Raw genomic sequence first — 25,322 nt, forward strand, 5'->3', positions numbered from 1 at the left:
CCCCGAAGGTGTGCGCGGGCGAGGATCCACCAGGGCGGGGCCCGGCCTGGCGGGTGACTCAGGCTCGCCGAGCGCGCCCGCCGACTCCGGCCGTGCGCAGGCGATCGGCGATGAGGATGCCGAGGGCGGTCGCGCCGACGCAGCTCGCCAGCGTGATGGCGAAGAACGCCACCTGCACGCCGGTGCTCATCGACCCGAGGTCGAACGAGACCCAGGCCAGCACCGGATAGACGATGCCGACGATGACCGCGCCGAGGTAGTGCAGCCACGTGCCCCAGTAGCGCCAGATCACGAACAGGAACGGCAGCTCGGTGAACGCCGCCCACCACAGGTTCGTGAGCACGCTGTTGAAGCCGTATCCGGAGAACGGCACGAGGATGAGCCCGGCGAGAAGGCCGACGAGCAGTCCGACCAACGGGCGCTTGAGCAGCCGGAGGGCGATCACCGACGGCAGCAGCCAGAGCCCGGCCAGCGCGACGCTCACGAACGGCAATCCAGCGAACATCAGGGTCGAGATCCAGTTCGCCGGGGCGAGCAGCAGCGCGCCGGCCACCCCGAGCGCTGCGCAGGTCAGCAGGATCGCCGTCGGCAGGCGGAATCGGCCCGCTGCTCCCGTGCGAGGTCGAGAAGGCACCCCGGACGGGTCTGCCGGATGGGTTTCTGACGTCGCACCGACATTGGGATTCGTCTCGGATGCCGCATGGCGGTCGGCCGTTGCATTCCCCGCATCCGTCCCGCTCATGCCAGGGGCTCCGCTGCGGCCTCGCGTGCGGCCTTGGACGCCGGGGATGCGGCCCCGATCTTCCAGTACCCGCAGAAGCTGACCAGGTTCTTGTCGACGTCGCGCTCGCCGACGAGATGCTTGCGCACGCCGGAGGCGAGAGCCTGTTCGCCGGCGCCGTAGGTGTGGAACGGTGCTTCCGGGAGTTCGGTCTCCCGGAGCCGGGCCAGTGCGACCGTGCCGGGCTGCTGCTCATGCGCGCGCACGACCCAGCTCACCTCGACTCCTGAGGGATGCGGGAATTCGAGCGCGTCATCGTCGGAGGGCACCTCGATGATCGCCGTTCCGGTGGCGTCGGCGGGAAGGGAGGCGCAGATGGATGCGATGGCCGGCAGTGCGGTCTCATCACCCACGAGTACAACCCGCTCCGTGCCGCGCTGCGGATTGAACGTCAGGCCCTCGTCGATGATCAGCACGTGCTCTCCCGGCTGGCAGGTCTCGGCCCAGCGCGATGCCGGGCCGGCAGTGCCGTCGGCGGCCGATCCGTGCAGCACGAAGTCGACGTCGATCTCCGCGCCCTGCTCGCCCACGGCCGGCCGGTAGGCGCGCACCGTGTAGTTGCGCATCACCGGGCGCTCGTCATCCGGGATGCGCAGGAACTTCAAGTATCCGAACATCTTGTTGGCCTTCGCCGGAACCCGCTCGAGCCCTGCTTCTCCCGCGATCGGCAGGAACAGCCGGAACCACTGGTCGAAGCCCATCGGGCGGAACTTCGCGATCTCGCCCTCGCCGAACGTGATTCTCATCCAGTGCGGTGAAAGTCGTTCCGAGCGCAGCACGGTGAGGTGGATGAGCTCCGACGACTCGGGCTTGACGAGCTTGCTGAACGCCATGGGGCGCCTTTCTCTCAAAAGCGGAAGGTGATGATGAAGATGAGGGCGGATGCCGCCAGGCACAGTGCGATGAAGATCCAATCGCGTGTGCGGAACGGCACGAGGTGGCGCTCGGTGCGGGTGGGGTGGGCTCCGAACGCGCGGGAGTCCATGGCGAGCGCGACGCGCTCCGCGTGCCGGATCGCGCCGGCAAGCAGCGGCACGATGTAGCCCCAGCCGCGGGCGATGCGCGAGAAGGGGCCGCTCCCACCGTGATGGCCGCGCACGCGATGCGCGGCACGGATCACTGCGAGCTCATGACCGAAGCGGGGGACGAATCGGAACGCCGCCAGTGCGGTGTATCCGATCCGGTACGGCACGCGCAGCTGCTGCACGCTCGCGCGCACCAGGTCGGGGCCGGTCGTGGTGAGGCCGCCGATGAGGGCGAGTGCGAGGATGGCGCCGAGCCGCAGCCCGGTCGCGAAGCCGATGTCGAGCGCGCCGGCGAACAGCGTCCAACCGCCGAGCTGCAGGACGGGGGCGGTGTCGTCGACGCGTGCCGCATCCACCCACAGCGAGAATCCGATGCCGATGGCCGTCACGCCGGCCGGCAGCGCGAGAAGCAGCAGCGCCGCGGTGCGCCGAGTGAGCCGAGCGCCGACCAGGATCAGTGCGTAGGCGACGAGGAGGAACGCGGTCGGGGTGGTCATGTCTCGGACGAAGACCAGCGCCACCATGGCCGGCGCGACGCCGATGACCTTCGAGAGCGGATTCAGGCCGTGCAGGAACTGCCGGCGTGATGCGGGCGCCGCGACGGCGTACGGGTCGATGACGGTCGTGGTCGTCATGCCTCGCGGATCCTTCCGCGCAGCGCGGGCGGCAGCATCCGGTGCAGCACGGGCAGTCGAAGACCCGCCTCGGCGAACAACGCCTCGTCGCGGAAGAGATCTGCTGTCGAGCCCGCCGCGTGCACGCGCCCCTCGGCGAGCACGACGGTGTGCGTCGTGTGGTCCGCGACGAGCTGCAGGTCATGGGTGACGAGCACGATTGTCGTGCCGGCGTCGCGGAGGGACTCCAGGAGCGTGAGCATCTCGGATGCCCGAGCCCTGTCCTGGCCGAAGGTCGGCTCGTCGAGGGCGAGCACACGCGGCCGGGCGATCAGGGCCGTGCCCACCGAGAGCCGGCGCTTCTCGCCTCCGGAGAGGAGGAACGGATGCACGTCGGTCTTGGCTTCGAGTCCGAAGCGCTCGAGCATCTCGTGGACGCGCTCTGCGACCTCGGCATCCGGCGTGTGCCGCAGCCGCAGGCCGTGGGCGAGCTCGTCGAACACCGTGTGCGCGATGAACTGATGTTCGGGATTCTGGAAGACGAAGCCGATGCGGGCGGCGAGATCCCGCGGGGAGGCGGAGCCCGCGTCGAGACCGTCGACGACGACCTGATGCCTCGGCGGCGGGACGACGCCTGCCAGCGCCTGGATCAGCGTCGTCTTGCCGGCACCGTTCGCACCGACGATCGCAGTGAGACTGCCGACGGCGATGTCGAGATCGATGCCGTGGAGGATCTCGGTGCGGTGCCGCCGGACGGTGAGCCCGCGGGCTCGGACGATCGAGTCGCCCTCGCCCGCATCGCCGGAGTGCACCTGTCGGGCGAAAGTACGGATGTCGGTCGAATCGGGCGCTTTTCGACCTGCATCCGTACTTTGGGCATGCATCTGTACCGTGCCCAGCGCCTCGGCCAGCTGTTCCGGCGTCACCGGGAGCGGGTCGAGGCGGATGCCGTCCGCTTCCAGCCGCCGCGCGGCGAGGGTCGCGGCCGGCAGCCACACGCCCATCTCGATCAGCTCGTCGGTATGCGCGCGGATGATCTCGGCCGCGGGGCCGTCGAAAGCGACGCGGCCCGTGCGATCGAGGACGATCGTCCGGGTGACGAGCTCCATCGCCGCATCCAGGTTGTGCTCGACGAGCAGGATGGCCCGATCGCCCTCGGCCACGACGTCGGCGAGAGCGGCGTAGACGTCGTCGATGCCCTGCGTGTCGAGGTTGGCCGTCGGCTCGTCGAGCACGATCAACGGCGAACCCAGAGCGAGTGCGCAGGCGATCGCGAGGCGTTGGCGACCGCCGCCGGAGAGCCGGTCGGGGTTGTCCGCGCGACGATCCCAGAGACCCACCCGGCGCAGGGCCTCCTCGGATCGCCGATGCACCTCTGCGACCGGCAGCAGCAGGTTCTCCGGGCCAAAGGCCACCTCGTCGTAGACGCTTCCGGTGACGATCTGCGCGTCGGGGTCCTGGAAGACCATACCGACCCGGGTGCTGAGCATCGCCGTCGGTGTGGTCGCGGTGTCGAGCCCGCCGGCCTCGACCGTGCCGGACATGCTCGTCGGCAGCGCGTGCGGGATGAGTCCGTTCAGCGCGAGCGTGAATGTCGATTTGCCCGAGCCGGATGGGCCGAGCAGCAGGACGACCTCGCCAGGGTGGATGTCGAGGTTCACCTCACGGGGGGAGGGGAACGCCGCATCCACGTGAGTGAGGGTGAGGTCACGCACGCGAAGCAGAGGCGCGGATGAGCGCACGGCGGAACCTCGGGTAGGCGGTCGAATACCCTCTTAACTTAGCCTAGCCTTACCTGATTCGCCATCCGGTGGTGGATGCCGGCGTTCGCCGCTCCGCGTTCGTCATCGCCGTGCCACGCCGGCGCGGCGCAGCGCCGAGCCGATCCCCAGGCCGACGGCCGTCCAGGCGATCGGACCGAGGACCGAGATCGTCAGGTACAGGATCTGCGCCCACGGCGCCATCACAGACAGGTGCGCGGCGAAGTAGACGACGACGGCGACGAGCACGCCGATCACCGCCGCGGAGATGAAGAAGCGCCACGGGCCCCAGGACCGGTACCGCGTGAGGGCGGCGACACCCTCCTGGATGGCGCCGAACAGGAGTGCGGTGCCGAGGAAGCGCAGCGTCCACGCCGGGTTGAACGCGCTTGCGATGAGAGCTGCGACGACATGCGTGACGAGCGCGACGAACGGCTGGCGGAGCACCTCCTGCGCGATGATCCCCGGCAGCACGTGGGAACCGAGCACCAGGCCGTAGAGGAAGAACGGTCCCAGCAGGACCGGGATCGTCAGCCAACCGGCGATCCCGCCGAGGATTCCGGTCGCGACTCCGATCGCCGCACAGACGAGCAGCGCTCGCGTCGACAGGGTGGAGGTGCGGGTCACTTTCTCAGCCTACTGGCGACGAAAGTCGCGAGGGCTGGACGTTCGTCTATGACACTGCGGCGCACCTGGTGTGAGACCGGGAGTCGCACTAGGTTGATCGACAATGTGGCAACCCGGCCGCATCATGACCACCGGGAGCAGTACATGGGTTCAATCCCACTCCGGATGGCAGCAGCCACAACCCTGGCTGCGCTGTTCATCGCTTCGACGGCAACCGCAGGATACGCAGGCGTGGAGGAGGTGACAGATCCTGTTCCGGTCGCCGGCACGCCGGGGCACTACATCGTGGTGATGAAGTCCGACCCGTTGGCCAGCTACACGGGCGACGTGAACGGACTCAAGGCGACCGAGCCGGATGCCGGCGCTCAGCTCGAGGCGCAGTCCGACGACGCTCAGCGCTACGTGAAGCACCTGAAGGGTGAGCAGAAGAGCCTCGCCGAGGAGATCGGGGTCACCCCGGACACCACCTACCAGGTCGTGCTCAACGGCTTCAGCGCCGAGCTCACCGGCGAACAGGTCGACAAGCTGCGCACCTCGAAGGACGTGTTCGGCGTCTTCCCTGACGAGATCCGTCACCCGGATGCCCAGACGTCGACCGATTTCCTCGGACTCGGCGATGACAAGAAGGGCCGCGGCGGCGTCTGGGAGGACACCGGCGGGGTCGGCAAGGCAGGCGAGGGCGTCGTGGTCGGCGTCATCGACACCGGCATCGCGCCGGAGCATCCCTCCTTCGACGGCAAGAAGCTGAAGAAGCAGAAGAAGCAGCAGAACCGCCACAAGGGCAACCAGCCCTACACCGACGGCACCTACGTCTACTTCGACAAGTCCGACGGCGGCCAGTTCCAGGCCGAGATGCTCGAGGCCCAGGACTGGGACAAGGGCGACTACTCGACCAAGCTCATCGGCGCCCAGTACTTCTCCGCAGGAGCTGCGGCGGCGGGCTTCGACTTCCAGTACGACTACCTGTCGCCCCGCGACGGCGACGGCCACGGTTCGCACACCGCCAGCACCGCAGCGGGCAACTTCAAGGTGAACGCGTCCGTCGGCGGTGTCGATTTCGGCAAGGTCTCCGGCGTCGCCCCCGGCGCGAAGGTGGCCGCATACAAGGCGTGCTACGTCGGCCCCGACACCACGGTCACCACTGATGACATCTGCGCGCTGAGCGATCTCGTCGGCGCGATCGACAAGGCCGTCGCCGACGGCGTCGACGTGATCAACTACTCGATCGGCGGCGGAGCAGCCTCGACGGTGCTCGCTCCCGAAGACATCGCGTTCCTGAACGCGGCGGCTGCCGGCGTGTTCGTCGCCGTCAGCGCCGGTAACGACGGTCCGGACTCGGCGACCGCCGATCATGCATCGCCGTGGTACACCACGGTGGCGGCATCCACGATCCCGACCTGGGAAGGAACCGTCCAGTTCGAGGGCTTCGAAGAGGCCGGCGCCTCGGTGAGCGTGCCCTTCGGCAGCACCGTGCAGGGCCCCTCGGTCTACGCGGGGGACGCGGCGGTGGCAGATGCCGTCGACGCACAGCTGTGCCTCCCCGGCACGCTCGATCCGGCGAAGGTCACCGGCCACATCGTCGTCTGCGACCGCGGTGGCAACGCGCGCGCTGAGAAGTCGCAGGTCGTGAAGGATGCCGGCGGCATCGGTGTCGTGCTGGTGAACGTGCCGGGTGGTGCGGATTCGCTCGACAACGACTTCCACGCCGTGCCGACGGTGCACCTCTCCTCGGTGCACCACGAAGCCGTGCTCGCGTACGTGCAGGGTGGAGCAGACCGTCCGATCACGCTCGTCGGCGAGAACACCACCGGCGAGACCACTCCGGTTCCGCAGATCGCCGGATTCTCCAGCCGAGGTCCGATGCTCGCCGACGGCAGCGACATCATGAAGCCGGACGTCACCGCCCCCGGTGTCGCGATCCTCGCGGCAGGGCACAATGCCGCAGGTGCGGATCCGACGTTCGAGATCCTCTCCGGAACCTCGATGTCGTCGCCGCACGTCGCGGGCCTCGGCGCCCTGTACCTCGGCGAGCGTCCGAACGCGACGCCTGCAGAGGTGAAGTCGGCGATGATGACCACCGCGTACGACACCGTGCTGGCCGATGGTTCGGCGAACACGAACCCCTTCGAGCAGGGCGCAGGTCACGTCGACCCGACGCGCTACTTCGAGCCGGGGCTGCTGTACCTCAACGGCATCGCCGACTGGGCGGCGTTCATCGAGGGCAAGGATCTCGCGGAGTTCGACGGCGTCGAGCCGATCGACGGCAGCGACCTCAACATCGCGTCGATCTCGATCGGTTCGCTGGCGAGTGCGCAGACGGTGACCCGCACGGTCACCTCGACCGAGGCGGGCACGTTCACGGCATCCGTCGACGTTCCCGGTGTCGACGTGACCGTCGAGCCGGCCACGCTCGAGTTCGGCGCCGCGGGCGAGACGGCGACGTTCAGCGTCACCTTCGACAACAAGAGCGCCCCGGTCGAGCAGTGGGCGACCGGCTCGCTCACCTGGTCGAGCGATTCGAACACGGTGCGTTCTCCGATCGCGGTGTTCCCGGTGACGGCGGATGCTCCGGCCGAGGTCGCGGGCACCGGCGTCGACGGTTCGACCGAGGTCGAGATCACGCCGGGTGTGGACGGCGACCTGCCGCTCAACCTGTCCGGTCTGACGCCGTTCGAACTGCTCGTGGACGAGGCCAACCCCGTCGAGGGGCACTCGGGCAACGAGAACTCGGGCGACGAGAACAAGGACGTGTCGTGGATCGTGACGGTGCCGGAGGGCACCGCGCTGTCGCGGTTCGACCTCGATTCCTCGGATGACGAAGGCAGCGATCTCGACCTCACGGTCTTCCGGGTCGTGTCGCCGGATGACCTGCGCTACCACCAGCGCTGGGCGTCGGCGACCGGCTCGGCGGACGAGCAGGTCACCGTCGTCGCACCGACCGCGGGAACGTATCTGGTGGTCGCGAACGTGTACTCGACGACCGGGCCGATGACGTGGGATATGTCCTACGCCAACGTCGTCCCGGGCGGAGAGGGCGCGTTCACCGCGACGCCGAATCCGATTCAGGCCGTCCGCGGTGAGAAGACGAGCTACGAGCTGAGTTGGACCGGCCTCACCGCCGGCACCGACTACCTCGGCGTCGTGCGGTACGGCGACTCCGAGGTGCGCACCGTCGTGACGGTCGCCGCCGAGTAGCCCCCTCGCACAGCGCCCCGCGGTCCACGGACCGCGGGGCGCTGTGCTGCGCGCGCCCGTTCATCGCGCGATCGGCGCCGCTCGTCGCAGCATCCGCTCGAGCGCTCACCCGTGGCGGCTGAGCTTTCTAGCGTGGGGAGACGCAACGATGCGCACACCGAGGAGATCTCCATGACTGCACCTTCATCGGGCCGCCGCGACGGCACCGCGATCGTCGATGACGAACCTCCTGTCGCCACCGACCCGAATCTTCCCCCGGTCGCCCTGACCGACGAGCATCACGAGAAGGCCGATCGCTGGACCTGGCCGAAGATCCTCATCTGGTCGGCGATCGCGCTGCTGGGTGCGGTGGCCTGGACGATGCTCGCGATCGTCCGCGGCGAGACGGTCAACGCGATCTGGTTCGTTTTCGCGGCCGTCTGCACGTACCTGATCGGCTACCGCTTCTACTCCAAGGTGATCGAGAAGTACATCACCCGACCCGACGACCGCCGGGCCACCCCGGCCGAGGTCAAGCAGGACGGAAAGGACTACGTCCCCACCGATCGCCGCGTGCTCTACGGTCACCACTTCGCCGCCATCGCCGGCGCCGGTCCGCTCGTGGGTCCGGTGCTCGCCGCCCAGATGGGCTACCTCCCCGGCACGATCTGGATCATCGTCGGCGTCGTGCTCGCCGGTGCGGTGCAGGACTACACGGTGCTGTTCTTCTCCATGCGCCGCGGTGGTCGCACGATCGGCCAGATGGCCAGGCAGGAGCTCGGCAGGATCGGCGGCACGGCCGCGATCGTGGCATCCCTCCTGATCATGCTGATCATCGTCGCGATCCTCGCGCTCGTCGTCGTCAACGCACTGGGAGAGAGCCCCTGGGGTGTCTTCTCGGTGGCGATGACCATTCCGATCGCGATCTTCATGGGCATCTACCTGCGGTACCTGCGCCCCGGCAAAGTCACCGAGGTCTCGATCATCGGGTTCGTGCTGCTGATGGCGGCCATCATCGGCGGCGGATGGGTCGCCGGCACCGACTGGGGTCAGGCGATCTTCCACCTCGACCGCACCACGATCGCGTGGGGCATCATCATCTACGGCTTCATCGCCGCAGTGCTCCCGGTCTGGCTGCTGCTCGCCCCTCGCGACTACCTGTCGACCTTCATGAAGATCGGCGTGATCGTGATGCTCGCCGGCGCCATCATCCTGGTGCGTCCGGAGATCACCGTCCCGGCCGTCAGCATCTTCGGCGAGAACGGCATGGGGCCGGTGTTCGCCGGCCCGCTCTTCCCCTTCCTGTTCGTGACGATCGCGTGCGGGGCGCTGTCGGGCTTCCACGCTCTGATCGCCTCGGGTACGACGCCGAAGCTCATCGAGAAGGAGCGCCAGTCGCGCTTCATCGGCTACGGCGGCATGCTCATGGAGTCGTTCGTCGCGATCATGGCGCTGGTCGCCGCGATCTCGATCGACCAGGGCATCTACTTCGCCATGAACGCGCCGGCGGCGGTGACGCAGGGCACGGTGGAAGGCGCGGTCGCGTTCGTGAACTCCCTCGGGTTGACCGGGGTGAACCTGACGCCGGAGATGCTGACGGGCACCGCCGAGGCAGTCGGCGAGGAATCGATCGTCTCCCGCACGGGTGGGGCTCCGACGCTCGCGCTCGGCCTCGCGCACATCATGCAGCAGGCCCTCGGCGGGCAGGCGCTGATGGCGTTCTGGTACCACTTCGCGATCATGTTCGAGGCCCTGTTCATCCTCACGGCCGTGGATGCCGGCACCCGTGTCGCCCGCTTCATGCTGCAGGACTCGATCGGCGCCTGGTTCCCGAAGTTCCGCGACGTGTCATGGCGCCCCGGCGTCTGGATCTGCACCGCGATCATGGTGGCCGGCTGGGGAGCGATCCTCATCCTCGGCGTGACCGACCCCCTCGGCGGCATCAACACGTTCTTCCCGCTGTTCGGCATCGCGAACCAGCTGCTCGCAGCGATCGCGCTCGCCGTGGTGCTGGCGATCGTCGCGAAGCGCGGCCGGAGCTACGTCAAGTGGCTGTGGATCATCGGTCTGCCGCTCGCATTCACCGCCGTCGTGACCATCACGGCGTCGCTGTACAAGATCGCCTCCCCGGTACCGGCGATCGGATACTGGGCGAACCACTTCCGGTACGTCGAGGCCCGCGACAGCGGCGACACGTCGCTGGGCGCTCCCGAGGTGCTCGACGCGGTCATCCGCAACACGGCAGTGCAGGGCACGCTGTCGATCATCTTCGTGACGCTCGCGATCATCGTGATGGTGGCGGCCGTCATCGTGACGATCAGGGCCATCCGCAACGGCGGCGGCGAGAACACCGAGGAGACCCCGGTGGCCTCGCGACGCTTCGCTCCGGCCGGCTTCCTGCCGAACGCGGCCGAGCGCGAGCTCGAGAAGCAGTGGGAACCGCTGCTCGCCGAGGAACGCAAGGCGACGACCCACTGATGAGTACGCGATGACGAACCACACGGATGCCGCGACCACCCCTCTGCGCACGCTCGCGCGTGCTGCAGGGCGGGTCGGCCGCGGCATCCGCTGGTACATGACCACGCTGATGGGCGACACGGCCTATGCGACATACGTCGCCCATCATCGGCGCCAGCATCCTGACGAGGAGCCGATGACGGAGCGGCAGTTCTGGCGGCAGCGGATGGATGACCAGGATCGCAATCCCGGTGCGCGCTGCTGCTGACGGCGAGGCTCGTGACGGCGCAGGATGCCGCGGTGCCTAGGCTGAGGGCATGACCGACGTCGTTCTCGCTGCGGTGCTCGGCGTGCTCGGCGGGATCGTCCTGACAGTCCTGCTGCTGCTCGCCCGTCGCCTGGCGCGCGGTGCGGCCGATCTCGGCAGCGAAGCCGAGCAGGCCGCACTCGACGCGCTGCACCACGCGAGCCTCGCCGCTCCCCACCTGCGCGCGGGTCTCGCAGCGCCGGCCGTCGTCAAGGCCGCCCGTCACCTGCGCGTGCTGCTCGGCAGCGCCGCGGTGGCCATCGTGAGCGCCGATGGCATCGTGTCATTCGACGGGCCCTCCGACGGGCTGGAGTCGGCTGCCGTCCGGATCGCCGGGCAGGTCACCGCTTCGGGTCGGCGGCAGGTGTTCCCCTCAGCGGGGCCGGACGACGATCTCGAGGCCGTCGGTGCGCCGATCCTCGTCGAAGGCCGGGCCGTCGGGGCCGTCGTCGCGTTCGCGGCACCGGTGCGGGCCGCGCTCGTCCGGGCGGCCGAGGAGGTCGCCGACTGGTGCGCAGCACAGGTCGAGCTCGGCGATCTGGAAGCTTCGCGCACCCAGCTGGCCGAGGCGGAGTTGCGATCACTGCGGGCGCAGATCTCGCCGCATTTCATCTACAACGCGCTGACGGCCATCGCATCATTCATCCTCAGCGACCCCACCCGTGCTCGCGAACTGGTTCTCGAGTTCGCCGACTTCACGCGCTACTCCTTCCGGCGGCAGGGCGAGTTCACCACCCTCGCCGAGGAACTGGGCAGCATCCACTCCTATCTCGAACTCGAAAGCGCGCGCTTCGGCGACCGGCTGAAGGTCACTCTGCAGATCGCCCCGGAGACCCTCGCGACGGTGATCCCCTTCCTCTCCGTGCAGCCGCTGGTCGAGAACGCCGTCCGGCACGGGCTGGAGCCGGGAGAGGGCGGAGGAGAGATCCGCATCGCGTCTCGTGACGACGGCACGCACACCGAGATCTCGGTGGAGGACGACGGCGTCGGCATGGACCCGGAGGGGCTGCGCGCCACGCTCACCGCCGCCGATGACGGTCTGCACGTCGGACTCCGAAACGTCGACACGCGCCTCCGTCAGCTCTACGGGGCCGAGAGCGGACTGATCGTCGAGACCAACACCGGCGCGGGTACCCTGGTGCGCATGCGGGTGCCGAAATCGCAACCGCTGCACGACCCGGACAACGACTGAGGTGCGCATGATCGACGTCCTCGTCGCCGACGACGAGAAGCCGGCACTCGATGAACTCGTCCACCTGCTGCGCACGGACGACCGCATCGGCGAGATCCTCACTGCCGCAAACGGTCCGGACGCGCTTCGCCAGCTCTCCGAGCGGGCCGTGCAGATCGCCTTCCTCGACATCCACATGCCCGGGTTGCTCGGTACCGCGCTCGCGCGTGCACTGCTCGCGCTGGCCAGGCCACCGGCCGTGGTGTTCGTGACGGCTGACGAGGCCCGAGCCGTGGAGGCGTTCGAGTTGCGCGCCGTGGACTACCTGCTCAAACCGGTCCGCGCGGAGCGCCTGCGTGGTGCCGTCGATCGCGTCCTCGAGATCGGCGACGCGGCGAGTGCCGGCGACGATGAGATGGTGCCTGTCACGGTCGGCGCCGCCGTGCGGTTCGTGCGGCGCAGCGACGTGCGCTGGGTGCAGGCGCAGGGCGACTACTCGCGTCTGCACACCGGAGACGGTGCCGGGCATCTCGTGCGCGTCCCGATCTCTGAGCTCGAGTCCCGGTGGGCGGATGCGGGGTTCATCCGCATCCATCGCTCCTCGCTCGTGCGCACCCTGGCGGTGACCGAGGCGCGCCTTTCCGGGGCGGAGCCCGTGGTGTCGATCGGTGACCTTTCGCTGCCGGTCAGTCGTCGTCTGGTGGCGACGGTGCGTGATGCCCTCGTGCGCGGCGAGGGTGCGGGATGACGGAGAAGCCCAAGCGCGTGCGGGTGACTGCCGACCTCCCCGCTCGGCGTGCGGCGGCATCGACCCGCGGCATCGCGCTGCCCGGTTCGCCGGTGGACGAGGCGGATGCCGTCTACGCACGAGCGCTCATGCGCAGCCAGCTCCGCCTCGCGCTCGGCACGATCGCCGGCTTCGTGCTCGTGGTGGTGGCGCTGACGCTGACGATCGCCTTGATTCCCGAGATCGGGCAGATCCTGGTGTGGGGTCTTCCCCTGTCCTGGCTGCTCCAGGCGTATGCGTTCTATCCGATCATCCTCGTGTTCGCGGTGCTCTACCTGCGCACCGCGGCTCGCAACGAGCGGCGCTATCGTGCGCTGCTGGCTCGCGAATGAACGCGGCCATGGACCTGGTGGGCGTCGCGCTCGTCGTCGCGGCGACGCTGCTCATCGGGGTGTACGGACTGCGCATCTCGCGAACGACGAGCGACTTCTTCGTGGCGTCGCGCACCGTGCGGCCGGTCTGGAACGCGTCGGCGATCAGCGGGGAGTATCTCTCGGCCGGCACGTTCCTCGGCCTGTCGGGGCTCGTGCTGCTCGACGGCGCCAGGGGGTTCTGGTTCCCCATCGGCTATGCAGCCGGGTATCTGCTGGTGCTCGCGTTCGTCGCCGCGCCGCTTCGACGCAGTGGCGCCTACACGATCCCCGATTTCATCGAGGCGCGACTGGAGTCGACTGCGGCTCGACGGGTGACGAGCATCGCGGTGCTCATCATCGGCTGGCTGTACATCGTGCCGCAGCTGCACGGAGCCGGGATCACGCTGCTCGTCGTGGCGGGGGTACCCGAGTGGGTCGGAGCGGTCACGGTGGCCGTGCTCGTGGCGGCGGCGGTGGCTGCCGGCGGCATGCGCGCGATCACCTATGTGCAGGCGTTCCAGTACTGGCTCAAGCTCACGGCGCTGCTCGTGCCGGTCGTCTTCATCGCCTTCGCGCTGAGCGGCGGGCCGCATGAGTTCGATCCTGCGCTGGTCTTCCCCGCCGAGGCCGGTCCCTCGGGTTTCGACGCCTATGAGACGGCATCCCTCCTGCTCGCGCTGCTGCTCGGAACCATGGGCCTGCCGCACGTTCTGGTGCGGTTCTACACGAGCCCGAACGGAGTGTCGGCGCGACGGACGACCGTGATCGTCATCGCCATGGTGAGCGCGTTCTACGCGGTTTCGAGCACGATGGGCCTGCTGGCGCGTATCGCCGCTCCCGACCTCGCAGTCCCCGGTCTCGCCGACACCGTCGTGCTGCAGCTCCCCTCGCGCGTCTTCCCCGGCCTGCTCGGCGAACTGCTCACGGCGCTCATCGTGGCCGGAGCATTCGCCGCGTTCCTCGCGACGTCAGCCGGGATCGTGGTGTCGCTCGCCGGCGTGATCAGCCAGGACGTGTTCTCCGGGTCGGTGCGCTCGTTCCGCCTGTCCGCCGTCCTGTGCGCGTTGGTGCCGCTCGCGGTTGCGTTGCTCACCGCGCCGGCCGGATTGGGGTCCAGCGTCGGTGTCGTCTTCGTCGTGGCGGCGTCGACGCTGTCACCCGTCGTGCTGTTGGGGGTGTGGTGGCGCGGGCTCACCGCCCGCGGTGCGGTGGCGGGGATGCTGTCCGGGGGCCTCGCGGCCGGACTCGCGCTGCTCGTGCATGCGGCGATCGGGGGAGTCGGAGTGGCGGCACCGTACCTCGCGCAGCCGGCCGCGTGGACGATTCCCCTCGCCGCGGTCGTCACGGTCGTCGTGTCCCTGCTCGATCCGCGCGCACCGTCGCCTCGCACCGACCGGTTCCTTGCGCGCGTGCATACGCCGGAGCGCGGCTGAGTCGCGGCATCCGACCGCTGGTGGCGTCGGGGCCCGTGTGAGCGGGCCTCAGATCGTGCGGGTCCGTGGCAGCAGGCGCACCGGCGGGAGCGGCGGAGCCGGAATGCGCTCATCGTGGCCGGGGACGACCCCGAAGCGTGCGGATGCCGCCTCCCAGTCCTCCCGAGCGGAGGCGATCTCGTCGTGCGTGCGGGCGGCGAAGTTCCACCACATCACGAGGTCCTCCTCGAACGGTTCGCCGCCGACGAGGAACAGCAGCGCGCCCTCGGCGGACGACACCTCCACACCGTCCCGTGAATCGCCGAGGTACAGCAGGTCGTTGAGTGCCATCGAGTGCGATGCGACCGACACCGCGCCGTCCACGAGCATCACGGCGTGCTCCCAATCCGCGCGCAGTGGCAGCGTCAGCCGGGTCCCGGCAGGCACTCTGATCTCCGCGCCGACGGTCGGGGTATGCACCGTCGCCGGCGATCGGGTCCCGGCGAACTCGCCGAGTACAACGGTGGCAGTGGCATCCGTCCCTGCGATCGACGGCAGATCGAGCGTGGGCAACGACGTGTGCCGCTCGAACCCGCCGTCGCCGTGCCGGGCGGACTCCGGCAGGACCACCCAGAGCTGCAGCGCGTCCAGTGGAACCGGGTCGTCGCCGATCGAATACTCCGAGTGCGAGATGCCGTTCCCGGCCGTCATCAGATTCAGCTGGCCGCGGCGCAGGTCCGCATCGCTGCCGAGAGAGTCGCGGTGGCGGATCTCGCCGACGAGAGGCCAGGTCACCGTCTGCAGCCCGATGTGCGGGTGCGGCTCCACCCGCATCCGGGTCTCGGCCGGACCGAACCGGTCGAGGAAGCACCAGGCTCCGATCGTCGGCAGGTTGCGGTGCGGGAGAGCGCGCAGCACGTTCATCCCGCGCACGCCGCCGAGCGGCACCTCGCGCGGCTCCAGAATGATCCGGCGCTGTCCGATCGTTCGACCGTCTCCCGGCGTGCCGGGCCCGTCGACGCGTGCGCCGTCTGCGAGGTCGCTCATCGGTTGCTCCTTCACGTGGGTACGTCCAAACTAATGCCGTCAGCCCTACCGGAGGGCTGCGTAGACTCGGCCGCATGCTCGCTCGACGCCCGATCCTGATGTCACTTGCGCTCGCCGCAACTCTCGCTGCAGCCGGCTGCGCCTCCGGCGGCGATGCGGGTTTCTGCGGTCCGTTGCATGACGCCAACGAGACCGCAGCCGTGGCGTTCACCCCGTTGATCCCCGGTGCGGACGACGCAGAGACAGCGCAGACGCGTCTCTCCCTCGTCGAGAAGCTCGAACCGACGTCGGAGCTGGCCGACGACCTGGAGGTATGGATCGGATATCTGAACCGCGCGGCCGAGACCATCGACGTCGATCCCGCCGCGCTGCTCGCCGCGTACGACCGCGAGGTGGCCGCGGCGGGTAGCGCCCTCGACGGGTACTACAAGGGGACCTGCCTCCAGTAGCCCCCGCCCGGTCAGGCTCCTCGACGCTCGGGCCAGCGGATCTTCGCGCCCTCGATCTCGTGCGTCTGCAGGTACTTGGCGATGTAGGGGCAGAACGGCACGATGACGTCACCGGATGCCGCGGCATCCGCCAGTGCGTCCGCCGCGAGCCGCCCGGCGAGCCCTTGGCCCTGGAAGGCGGGATCGACCTCGGTGTGGGTGAAACGGATCTCTCCCGGTCGTCGATCGAACTCCGCGAATCCGGCGAGGGTGCCGTCGGTGCGGATCTCATAGCGGGAGAGCTCGTCGTTGCGGGTGACGACGGAGGTGGCGGTCGTGTCGGTCATCGAATGCTCCTTCGGACGTGTGTCTCCAACCTAAGGCCGTCAGATCGGGTGAGGGCCGTCGCCGTCGCCGTCGCCGTCGCCGTCGACTCGCAACCCGGCGGCCTGCGGTACACCTGTCGGCCGAAAGGTACAGATGTCGGCCGGATCGGCCGATTTGGGCAGACATCTGTGATTCTCGGCCGACAAGTGTGCCGGGTGGAGTCGCTCAAGGGAAGGGCGTCCGAGATCGGTCGGCCTGTGGATGACGCCAGCCGACGTCGGTGCCGGTCGTTAGGCTGGACGGATGCCGCAGACTCCCCGTGACCCGTACGAGGATCTGCCGTACGCGGACGAGCCGTGGGACGACACCCCGCCCGAGGAGATGGACTGGGTGCCGCAGGGGGCGGACTACGAACCTCCCCTCGACTGGGGGCCGGGTCCTGTGACGCCGGTGGCGGCGGCATCCGCCCCGACCGCTCGCAAGGCCACGCCGAGCCAGTACGCGACCCCGGGCGAAGCGCTGCACGCGGTCTTCGGCTACGACGCGTTCCGAGGCGATCAGGCGGCGATCGTCGAGCACGTCATCGCCGGCGGCGACGCCGTCGTGCTGATGCCGACCGGTGGCGGCAAGAGCGTCACCTATCAGGTGCCGGCGCTGGTGCGCGAGGGCACCGGTCTGGTGATCAGCCCGCTGATCGCGCTCATGCACGATCAGGTCGACGCGCTCCGCGCCAACGGTGTGCGGGCGGCGTACCTCAACTCGACGCAAGCCCCTCAGGAGCGCGCCAGGGTCGAGCGCGAGTACCTCGCCGGCGAGCTCGACCTCATCTACGTCGCGCCGGAGCGGCTGTCGAGCGCGCAGACGACCGCTCTGCTGCAGCGCGGCACTCTCAGCGTCATCGCGATCGACGAGGCCCACTGCGTGTCGCAGTGGGGTCATGATTTCCGCCCGGACTATCTCGCCCTCGGCGACCTGGCCGAACGGTTCCCCGGTGTGCCGCGGATGGCGCTCACCGCGACGGCAACGCGCGAGACGCACAAGGAGCTCACCGAGCGGCTGCAGCTGCCGACCGCGAAGCACTTCGTCGCGAGCTTCGACCGGCCGAACATCCAGTACCGGATCGTTCCCAAGATCGATCCGCGCAAGCAGCTGGTGGCGTTCATCAAGTCCCAGACCGAGGGCGCTGCGGGTATCGTCTACGCGCTCAGCCGCAAGTCGGTCGAGCAGACGGCGACCTATCTCGCAGCCCAGGGTCTCGACGCGTTGCCGTACCACGCGGGCCTTCCGGCCGAGGTGCGTGCAGCCAACCAATCGCGCTTCCTCCGTGACGACGGCGTCGTGATGGTCGCGACCATCGCGTTCGGCATGGGCATCGACAAGCCGGATGTCCGATTCGTCGCGCACATCGACCTGCCGAAGTCGGTCGAGGGCTACTACCAGGAGACCGGTCGAGCCGGCCGCGACGGCGAGCCCGCCGTGGCCTGGATGGCGTACGGACTCGGCGACGTCGTGCAGCAGCGCCGGCTCATCGATCAGAGCCCCGGCGATCGCACCTTCAAGATGCGGCTCGGGCAGCATCTCGACGCGATGCTCGCGCTGTGCGAGACGGTCGAATGCCGCAGGCAGAACCTGCTCGGCTACTTCGGGCAGGACTCCCAGCCGTGCGGCAACTGCGACACCTGCCTGGAGTCGCCGGAGACGTTCGACGGACTCATCCCCGCGCAGAAGCTGCTGTCGACGATCGTTCGCCTGCAGCGCGAGCGCGGTCAGTCCTTCGGCGCCGGGCACCTCATCGACATCCTCCGCGGCGCATCCACTGAGCGGATGCGGCAGCAGGGGCACGAGCGCCTTTCGACCTTCGGCATCGGCGCGGATCTCTCAGATCAGGACTGGCGCAGCGTCGTCCGCCAGCTCCTCGCCCGCGGCATCCTCGTCGCCCAGGGCGACTACGGCACCCTCGCACCGGGTGAGCAGGGGGCTGGCGTGCTACGCGGCGAGCTGCCGGTGCCGTTGCGCAAAGACACCATCGGGCGCGTCACCACGACACGCGCACGCAAGGCGTCGGCGGCCGATGCGCTGGATGCCGGTGACCGGCCACTCTTCGAGGCGCTGCGCGCCTGGCGAGCGGAGACCGCGAAGGAGCAGGGCATGCCCGCGTACATCGTCTTCGGCGACGCGACGCTGCGGGCACTGGCCGAACACCGCCCGAACTCGCTCTCCGGCCTCGACGGCATCACCGGGATCGGTGAGAAGAAGCGCGAGGCCTATGGTGAGGCGGTCATCGCGGTGATCGCCGCCGCGTCCTGAGCGGGCCGCACTGCTCTGCCCGATCCGTCGCGGTGCGGGGTCGAAAAGCACCCGCCGTTGCCGTGGGAGATGCATTCCTGACCTCGCACCGCGTCTCGATCGCCGGCGCCTCTTCACAGCGATGGAAGATGCCCTGGTGCGCGCAATACGACAGGTCTAGTGTTGGCCCCATCTCGCCGACGACGGTGTCGACGAACCGGTTCTGGGGAACCGGCGAGATCAAGGGGACCACCATGAAGCGACGCCTCATCGCCATGCTCGCAGCACTGACTCTGGGCGGAGCAGCCCTCATCGGAGGAGCATCTCCGGCCCTGGCGGATGATCCGGGCGGGGTGACGTACGTCGCCATCGGCGACTCCGAGGCCGCGGGCACCGGCAACCTTCCGTACGTCGACCAGGAGTGCCTGCGTTCGAAGAAGTCCTACCCGATGCTCCTGGCCGGCATGGCGGGGGTACCGGTGGCATCGAGCGCCTGTGCCGGCGCCAGCACCCAGGACGTCGTGGCGCAGCAGCTCGGAGACCTCGGCCCGGCAACACAACTCGTGACCCTCACCGCCGGAGTCAACGATCTCGACTGGCAGGGGGTGCTCACTGCGTGCAGCAGTGCCGGCACTGCTGCGGCGTGCGGGGCGGCGATGAGCGCCGCGGGCGTCGCTCTGCAGGGTGTGCCGCTGGGCATCGCACAAGTGCTGGTCGCTGTGCGCACGCTCGCTCCGAACGCCCTGATCGTGGTCGCCGGTTACCCGATGCTCTTCGGTGCGTTCGCCGACTCCTGCAGCGTGGGGAACTACCAGGGTGTCTCGGTGAAGTTCACCGCGGCGCAGGCAGCGGGGGTCAACGCGGGGCTGATGGGTGTGAACACCGCAGTGCAGACGGGCGTCGCCGGATACGTCGGCCAGACCGGCGATCCAGGGGTCCGGTATGTCGATGTCACTCAGGGCTTCACCGGACACGCGCTGTGCGACACGGGGGATCGCTGGATCAGCGGCCTCGTCTCCGGCAAGCCGACGGTGGACCGCGGTTTCCATCCGAACGCGGCAGGGCAGCAGGCCTACGCAGCGATCGTGGCGGCAGCGCTCGCGCCGTGAGCATCCGCTCGTCCTGATCGGCCCGAGCGCGCGTTGCTGTCGCGAGCCGACAACCGGAACCGGAGCAGCCCCGGCATCGCGTTGGAGGATGCTCACAGCGGAGTTCCCCTGATGTTGTCGCAGACCTACGATATGAGCATCCCTACTTCTCCTTGAGAGGAATGCTCATGGTCGACGCCGCCGTCCGTCCTACGACGACCCCCAGCCTGACGAACGACGCGGAGAACACTCCGCAGATCGACGTCGATGCCGTCAACGAACTCCTGCTGGGCACCTGGGCCGACACTCGTCGGCAGGCGCGCGAGATGATCAAGGACCCGGCGTTCTGGCGCAAGGACGAGCTCGGCATGGACGAGCACCGCGAGCGTGTGCTCAGCCAGCTGCACCTGCTCGTCGAGAACAGGACCGTGCACCGCGCGTTCCCGAAGTCGCTGGGCGGCGAGGAGAACAACGGCGCGAACATCGCCGGCTTCGAAGAGCTCGTCGTCGCCGATCCGAGCCTTCAGATCAAGTCCGGCGTGCAGTGGGGCCTGTTCGGCTCGGCCATCCTGCAGCTCGGCACGAAGGAGCACCACGAGAAGTGGCTTCCCGGTGTGATGGATCTCTCGATCCCTGGCGCCTTCGCCATGACCGAGATCGGGCACGGCTCCGACGTGGCGTCGGCCGGCACCACCGCGACCTACGACCCGGCGACCGAGGAATTCGTCATCCACACGCCGTTCCGCGGCGCGACGAAGGAGTACCTCGGCAACGCCGCTCTGCACGGCATCGCCGCGACCGTGTTCGCGCAGCTGATCACGAACGGCGTGAGCCACGGCGTGCACTGCTTCTACGTGCCGCTCCGCGGGGAGGACGGGAACGACCTTCCCGGGATCACCCGTGAGGACGACGGGCTCAAGGGAGGATTGAACGGCATCGACAACGGCCGTCTGACCTTCGACCACGTTCGCATCCCGCGCACGAACCTGCTGAACCGCTACGGCGATGTCACCGCCGATGGCACCTACTCGAGCGCGATCGACAGCCCCGGCCGCCGATTCTTCACGATGCTCGGCACGCTGGTGCAGGGGCGGGTCTCCCTCGACGGTGCGGCCTGCTGGGCATCCGCCCTCGGCCTGCACATCGCGATCACCTACGCGTCGCAGCGCCGTCAGTTCGATGGCGTCGACGGGCAGGAGGTCGTCCTGCTCGACTACGGCAAGCACCAGCGCCGGCTGCTGCCGCGTCTGGCGACCACCTACGCGCAGATCTTCGCGCACGACGAGTTCCTGCAGAAGTTCGACGGCGTGTTCTCCGGCCGCACCGACACCCCGGATGACCGTGAGGACCTCGAGACGCTCGCTGCCGCTCTCAAGCCGCTGTCGACCTGGCATGCGCTCGATACCTTGCAGGAAGCGCGCGAAGCCTGCGGCGGCTCCGGCTTCATGTTCGAGAACCGCCTGGTCGGGCTGCGTCAGGACCTCGACATCTATGTGACCTTCGAGGGAGACAACAACATTCTCCTGCAGCTCGTCGGCAAGCGCCTGCTCACCGACTACGCGAAGCAGTTCCAGGGCAAGGATGCCGCCGCCCTGGCGAAGTTCGCGGTCGAGCAGACCGCCGGCAAGGTGTTCCACGGCGCGGGCCTCCGTCAGTTCGGGCAGGCCGTCGCCGACCTCGGCTCGACCGCGCGCTCGGTCGAGAAGGGTCTCCGCGAGGAGCAGCAGCACGAGCTGCTCGCCGACCGCGTGCAGCAGATGGTGGCCGACATCGCCGGACGCCTGCGCCCCGGCGCCAAGGACAAGGCGCTCGGTGCCCGCCTCTTCAATGAGAACCAGGCCGAGCTCATCGAGGCGGCTCGTGCGCACGGCGAGCTCTTGCAGTGGGAGGCGTTCACCGACGCCGTGCACAGCATCGAGGATGCCGAGACGAAGAAGGTGCTCACCTGGCTGCGCGACCTCTTCGGCCTGCAGCTCGTCGAGAAGCACCTCGCCTGGCACCTCATCAACGGACGACTGTCGACGCAGCGTGCCGCCGCCGTGTCGAGCTACATCGATCGCCTGTGTGCACGGCTGCGGCCTTACGCGCTCGACCTCGTGAACGCCTTCGGTTACGAGCCCGAGCACGTGCGGGCGCCGATCGCTTCGGGGGCCGAGGCCGAGCGTCAGGACGAAGCACGCGCCTATTACGCCGATCTCGCCGCCTCGGGGAACGCCCCGGTGCAGGAGAAGGCGCTGAAGAAGGCGAAGCGCTAGGGCGTCTTGCTGAAGGCGGGCCGGTCGAGAGTCCCGATGTTTCGTGGAACGATCGAGGCATGGCTCCTCGGGTTGTCGCTGTTCATTCCCACGCCTCGCACACCTTCAGCAAGCTGACGCGTGAGTCGATCACGCTCCTCGAGGGGCTCGGGGTGGAAGGGGATGCGCACTGTGGCGCGACCGTGCAGCACCGCTCACGGGTAGCCGCAGACCCCTCACAGCCGAACCTGCGACAGGTGCACCTGATCCATGGAGAGCTGTTCGACGAACTGCGCGCGAGCGGTCATGGCGTCGTACCCGGTGAACTCGGCGAGAACATCACCACTCGGGATGTCGACCTGCTGGCACTTCCCGTTGGCGCTCGCCTGCACTTCGGTGACGCGGTGGTGACGATCACAGGCCTCCGCAACCCGTGCCAGCAGATCAACGATTTTCAATCCGGCCTGCTCAAGCAAGTGATCAAGACCGATGATGAGGGCCACGTCGTCCGACTCGCCGGGGTCATGGGTATTGTCTCCCGCGGCGGACCTGTGGCCGCCGGAGACACGATCGATGTCGAGCTACCGCCGACACCGCACTTTCCACTCACGCGCGTTTGATCGCGGCCCAGAGCTTCACCCTGCAGGCGCGTCGCACGGGGATGAGCAGCATGCCCCAGGGGTCTGCACGATCGGGTCGGCTATCGTCGGACTGCACCGCGCAGAACGAAGGAGCAACCATGCCCAGCATCCACGCCTATGCAGCCCCGAGTGAAGCAGCGCCCCTCGCGCGTACCGTCATCGAGCGCCGTGACCTCGGCCTGCACGATGTGCTGATCGATATCGCCTTCGCGGGTATCTGCCACTCCGACATCCACACCGTCCGGGGCGACTGGGGGCCGCAGCAGTACCCGCTCGCGCCAGGGCATGAGATCGCAGGAGTCGTCGCGGCCGTCGGCGCCGAGGTGACGAAGCACGGCGTCGGCGACCGGGTCGGCGTCGGCTGCATGGTGAACTCCTGCGGCGAATGCCCGAGCTGCGTTCGAGGCGAGGAGCAGTTCTGCGCAGACGGCGCCGTGTTCACCTACGGCAGTACCGACCGCGACGGCACCGTCACCCAGGGCGGATACTCCGAGAAGGTCGTGGTGACGGAGTCGTTCGTCGTCCGCATCCCCGATGCGATCCCGCTTGACGCAGCGGCACCGCTGCTCTGCGCCGGAATCACCACATACTCGCCGCTGCGCCGATGGAAGGTCGGACCTGGCACCCGCGTCGCCGTCGTCGGGCTCGGCGGGCTCGGCCACATGGGAGTGCAGTTCGCGCACGCCCTCGGCGCGGAAGTGACCGTGCTGTCGCAGACCTTGAACAAGAAGGACGACGGTCTTCGGCTCGGAGCCGACCACTACCGTGCGACCGGCGATCCCGCGACGTTCAAGGAGCTGCGCGGGTCTTTCGATGTGATCCTCAACACCGTCAGCGCCGTCGTCGATCTGCGGGCGTATCTCGGCCTGCTCGACGTGGGAGGCGCGATGGTCTGCGTCGGCGCCCCCGGAGAGCCGCTGTCGCTCGGTGTGATGTCGCTGATCGGCGGCAACAAGACGCTCGCCGGCTCCAACATCGGCGGCATCCGCGAGACGCAGGAGATGCTCGACTTCTGTGCGGAGCACGGCATCCTCCCCGGCATCGAGGTCATTCCGGCATCCGCGATCAACGACGCCTACGAGCGCGTGCTCGCCTCCGATGTCCGCTACCGGTTCGTGATCGACGCATCGACCTTCGCCGCCTGACCCCAGGAGAAGGCGCTGAGGAAGGCGCAGCGCGCTAGCTCGCCGGCGGCGCCGCGGGCGGATACGGCGGCGCGGCCGGCGGGTACGGCGTGACATGCGGCGCCGGCGGGTACGGCTGAGCCGCTGACGCATCGGGCTGAGTCGCCGGCGACCACCGGCGGGACTGTGCTCGTACCCGCAGCAGCACGGCGGTGAACGCGAGATAGAGGAATGCGACGGCCGTGCCCGCTCCGATCAGCAGCAGAGTCGAGGCCGCGCGGCTCATCTCGATCGGCAGCGCAGAGAAGAGCACATGAGAGGTCGCCGGTACGACGAACAGCAGGCTCACCAGCAGCAGCGCCAGTGCCGGCAGCACCAGAGCGAATGAGGACCATCGGGTGGCGCCGATTCCGGCGAGTACGAACACGAGGCCACCGATCACGGCAGCCGCTGCATCGGGGGCGAAATCGAACCGGAACTGCTGCAGCGCGATCAGCTGGCCCCGGCCGATGCCCCAGCTCAGCAGGATGGCGCCCACGGCGAGCAGCGCCGGCGCGCCGATCAGCCCGGCGACGGACCATCCCGCTCCGGTCGACTCCGGGCGTCGCCGGACGATCGCGAGAACGACGCCCATCATGCCCAGCACGGGGAAGATGGCGAGCGGGATGCCGAAGCTCAGACCGTCGATCCACTCTCGGGGCAGCACCCGCGCGAGCAGTCGGTACGTCTCGAGCAGCAGCGCGGGGAAGAGCGCGTAGACAAGAGGAACGACGGAGAGTGCGCCGACCGCGATCAGACCCGCCGAACTCCACAACCCGGTGAGCACGACCCCGACCAGGAGGGCGATCGCGAGCAACTGGAGCAGGGCAGGCAGAATGAGCCGACTGATGCCGGGAACGCCGTAGCTCGAGAATTCGATCAGCCAGGGGTACCCGCCGGCGGAGAGGACTCCCGTGGCGATCGGCGTGACGAGGACGGCGATCACGACCGTGAGCACGCGGGCGAGTGTGGAAGAGCTGCGCATGGGACTTCCCTCCAGAGTCGTGCCCATCACGCTACCTCTATCCCTTCCGAGGGCACAGCGTGTCCGGGCCGGTCGATAGCCTGAGGAAATGGACACCGTGCTCGGCCCCGATGAACGCCACCGCTGTGCCTGGGTCGGTGACGACGCGGAATACCGCCGCTATCACGATGAAGAATGGGGCACCCCGCTGCGCGGTGACCGCGCTCTCTTCGAGAAGATGGCGCTGGAGGGGTTCCAGGCGGGGCTGAGCTGGATCACGATCCTGCGCAAGCGACCGCGCTTCCGTGAGGTGTTCGAGGGATTCGAACCGGCGGTGGTCGCCGCATTCGGCGAGGCTGAGATCGAGAAGCTGATGGCCGATGCCGGCATCATCCGCAATCGGGCGAAGATCGAGGCGACGATCGGCAACGCGCAGCTGGTGCAGACGATGGCCGAGGGCGAACTGGATGCCCTGATGTGGTCGTTCGCGCCCGCGGCATCCGCGTCCCGACCGGCGTCGATGGCCGATGTGCCGGCGGTCACGGTGGAGTCCACCGCGATGAGCAAAGAGCTGCGTCGGCGCGGATTCCGTTTCGTCGGTCCCACCACGATGTACGCGCTCATGCAGTCGGCCGGCATGGTGGATGACCATGTTGCGGGGTGCTGGCGGGCCTGA

The 25,322-nt window shown here is 68.7% G+C and carries 22 protein-coding genes; 14 read left to right on the forward strand and 8 right to left on the reverse strand.

Translation table 11 applies throughout. The features are described 5' to 3' along the window. Window positions 1–58 precede the first annotated feature (58 nt). The 5 genes from MRBLWH12_RS16385 to MRBLWH12_RS16405 form a co-directional block, all read right to left on the reverse strand. Window positions 59–742, reverse strand: coding sequence for an ECF transporter S component (locus MRBLWH12_RS16385; RefSeq protein WP_363550766.1), 684 nt, complete (start codon window positions 740–742; stop codon window positions 59–61). Further along, window positions 739–1,614 carry a siderophore-interacting protein gene (locus MRBLWH12_RS16390; RefSeq protein WP_363550768.1) on the reverse strand — a complete coding sequence of 292 codons (876 nt, stop codon included), beginning with the start codon at window positions 1,612–1,614 and terminating at the stop codon, window positions 739–741. The genes MRBLWH12_RS16385 and MRBLWH12_RS16390 overlap by 4 nt, the downstream gene beginning before the upstream one ends. A gap of 14 nt (window positions 1,615–1,628) precedes the next feature. Then, on the reverse strand, window positions 1,629–2,441 hold the full coding sequence (locus tag MRBLWH12_RS16395) for an energy-coupling factor transporter transmembrane component T (protein ID WP_363550769.1): 813 nt from the start codon (window positions 2,439–2,441) through the stop codon (window positions 1,629–1,631). Then, window positions 2,438–4,162, reverse strand: a complete 1,725-nt coding sequence (locus MRBLWH12_RS16400; RefSeq protein ID WP_363550770.1) for an ABC transporter ATP-binding protein — start codon at window positions 4,160–4,162, stop codon at window positions 2,438–2,440. Before MRBLWH12_RS16400 ends, MRBLWH12_RS16395 begins: the two co-directional genes overlap by 4 nt. Before the next feature lie 102 nt (window positions 4,163–4,264). Next, on the reverse strand, window positions 4,265–4,807 hold the full coding sequence (locus tag MRBLWH12_RS16405) for an ECF transporter S component (protein WP_363550771.1): 543 nt from the start codon (window positions 4,805–4,807) through the stop codon (window positions 4,265–4,267). 144 nt (window positions 4,808–4,951) lie between these two features. Here MRBLWH12_RS16405 and MRBLWH12_RS16410 point away from each other — a divergent pair, with 144 nt between their 5' ends. The 7 genes from MRBLWH12_RS16410 to MRBLWH12_RS16440 all read left to right on the forward strand — a co-directional run bounded on the left by MRBLWH12_RS16410 (window position 4,952) and on the right by MRBLWH12_RS16440 (window position 14,489). Further along, on the forward strand, window positions 4,952–8,002 hold the full coding sequence (locus MRBLWH12_RS16410; protein ID WP_363550772.1) for a S8 family serine peptidase: 3,051 nt from the start codon (window positions 4,952–4,954) through the stop codon (window positions 8,000–8,002). Between the two features lie 171 nt (window positions 8,003–8,173). Beyond that, window positions 8,174–10,459: a carbon starvation CstA family protein gene (locus MRBLWH12_RS16415; protein ID WP_363550774.1), complete on the forward strand. Its 2,286-nt coding sequence runs from the start codon at window positions 8,174–8,176 to the stop codon at window positions 10,457–10,459. 10 nt (window positions 10,460–10,469) lie between these two features. Then, entirely contained in the window at window positions 10,470–10,706 is a 237-nt protein-coding gene (locus MRBLWH12_RS16420; protein WP_363550776.1) for a YbdD/YjiX family protein, read from the forward strand. 49 nt (window positions 10,707–10,755) lie between these two features. Then, entirely contained in the window at window positions 10,756–11,937 is a 1,182-nt protein-coding gene (locus MRBLWH12_RS16425; RefSeq protein ID WP_363550777.1) for a sensor histidine kinase, read from the forward strand. A 7-nt stretch (window positions 11,938–11,944) separates the two neighbouring features. Continuing rightward, the gene (locus tag MRBLWH12_RS16430) at window positions 11,945–12,664 is read left to right on the forward strand and encodes a LytR/AlgR family response regulator transcription factor (protein WP_363550779.1); all 720 of its coding nucleotides are present in this window, start codon (window positions 11,945–11,947) and stop codon (window positions 12,662–12,664) included. Next, window positions 12,661–13,035 carry a heavy metal transporter gene (locus MRBLWH12_RS16435; RefSeq protein ID WP_363550781.1) on the forward strand — a complete coding sequence of 125 codons (375 nt, stop codon included), beginning with the start codon at window positions 12,661–12,663 and terminating at the stop codon, window positions 13,033–13,035. Before MRBLWH12_RS16430 ends, MRBLWH12_RS16435 begins: the two co-directional genes overlap by 4 nt. After that, window positions 13,032–14,489, forward strand: a complete 1,458-nt coding sequence (locus MRBLWH12_RS16440; RefSeq protein WP_363550783.1) for a cation acetate symporter — start codon at window positions 13,032–13,034, stop codon at window positions 14,487–14,489. Before MRBLWH12_RS16435 ends, MRBLWH12_RS16440 begins: the two co-directional genes overlap by 4 nt. Before the next feature lie 48 nt (window positions 14,490–14,537). Here the strand turns inward: MRBLWH12_RS16440 and MRBLWH12_RS16445 are convergent, their stop codons facing one another. Continuing rightward, window positions 14,538–15,515, reverse strand: coding sequence for a pirin family protein (locus MRBLWH12_RS16445; RefSeq protein WP_363550785.1), 978 nt, complete (start codon window positions 15,513–15,515; stop codon window positions 14,538–14,540). A 74-nt stretch (window positions 15,516–15,589) separates the two neighbouring features. Here MRBLWH12_RS16445 and MRBLWH12_RS16450 point away from each other — a divergent pair, with 74 nt between their 5' ends. After that, window positions 15,590–15,964, forward strand: coding sequence for a hypothetical protein (locus MRBLWH12_RS16450; protein WP_363550787.1), 375 nt, complete (start codon window positions 15,590–15,592; stop codon window positions 15,962–15,964). An 11-nt stretch (window positions 15,965–15,975) separates the two neighbouring features. Here MRBLWH12_RS16450 and MRBLWH12_RS16455 read toward each other — a convergent pair whose 3' ends face one another. Then, complete coding sequence (locus tag MRBLWH12_RS16455; RefSeq protein WP_341976170.1) at window positions 15,976–16,290, reverse strand: GNAT family N-acetyltransferase; 315 nt, start codon at window positions 16,288–16,290, stop codon at window positions 15,976–15,978. Window positions 16,291–16,573: 283 nt separating this feature from the next. Here MRBLWH12_RS16455 and recQ point away from each other — a divergent pair, with 283 nt between their 5' ends. The 5 genes from recQ (at window position 16,574) to MRBLWH12_RS16480 (ending at window position 23,664) form a co-directional block, all read left to right on the forward strand. After that, on the forward strand, window positions 16,574–18,577 hold the full coding sequence (gene recQ, locus MRBLWH12_RS16460; RefSeq protein WP_341976169.1) for a DNA helicase RecQ: 2,004 nt from the start codon (window positions 16,574–16,576) through the stop codon (window positions 18,575–18,577). 233 nt (window positions 18,578–18,810) lie between these two features. Further along, window positions 18,811–19,665, forward strand: a complete 855-nt coding sequence (locus MRBLWH12_RS16465) for an SGNH/GDSL hydrolase family protein (RefSeq protein WP_363550789.1) — start codon at window positions 18,811–18,813, stop codon at window positions 19,663–19,665. A 167-nt stretch (window positions 19,666–19,832) separates the two neighbouring features. After that, window positions 19,833–21,899, forward strand: a complete 2,067-nt coding sequence (locus MRBLWH12_RS16470) for an acyl-CoA dehydrogenase (RefSeq protein ID WP_363550790.1) — start codon at window positions 19,833–19,835, stop codon at window positions 21,897–21,899. 59 nt (window positions 21,900–21,958) lie between these two features. Beyond that, complete coding sequence (locus MRBLWH12_RS16475) at window positions 21,959–22,498, forward strand: MOSC domain-containing protein (protein ID WP_363550792.1); 540 nt, start codon at window positions 21,959–21,961, stop codon at window positions 22,496–22,498. Window positions 22,499–22,617: 119 nt separating this feature from the next. Continuing rightward, window positions 22,618–23,664 carry an NAD(P)-dependent alcohol dehydrogenase gene (locus MRBLWH12_RS16480; RefSeq protein ID WP_363550794.1) on the forward strand — a complete coding sequence of 349 codons (1,047 nt, stop codon included), beginning with the start codon at window positions 22,618–22,620 and terminating at the stop codon, window positions 23,662–23,664. A 34-nt stretch (window positions 23,665–23,698) separates the two neighbouring features. On the opposite strand, the gene MRBLWH12_RS16485 is transcribed toward MRBLWH12_RS16480, so the two are convergent. Beyond that, entirely contained in the window at window positions 23,699–24,667 is a 969-nt protein-coding gene (locus tag MRBLWH12_RS16485) for a hypothetical protein (RefSeq protein ID WP_363550795.1), read from the reverse strand. A gap of 88 nt (window positions 24,668–24,755) precedes the next feature. Between MRBLWH12_RS16485 and MRBLWH12_RS16490 the strand changes: the two genes are divergently transcribed. Further along, entirely contained in the window at window positions 24,756–25,322 is a 567-nt protein-coding gene (locus MRBLWH12_RS16490) for a DNA-3-methyladenine glycosylase I (RefSeq protein WP_363550797.1), read from the forward strand.

This window comes from Microbacterium sp. LWH12-1.2 (assembly GCF_040675825.1).
In the GTDB taxonomy this organism is placed as follows: Bacteria; Actinomycetota; Actinomycetes; order Actinomycetales; family Microbacteriaceae; genus Microbacterium.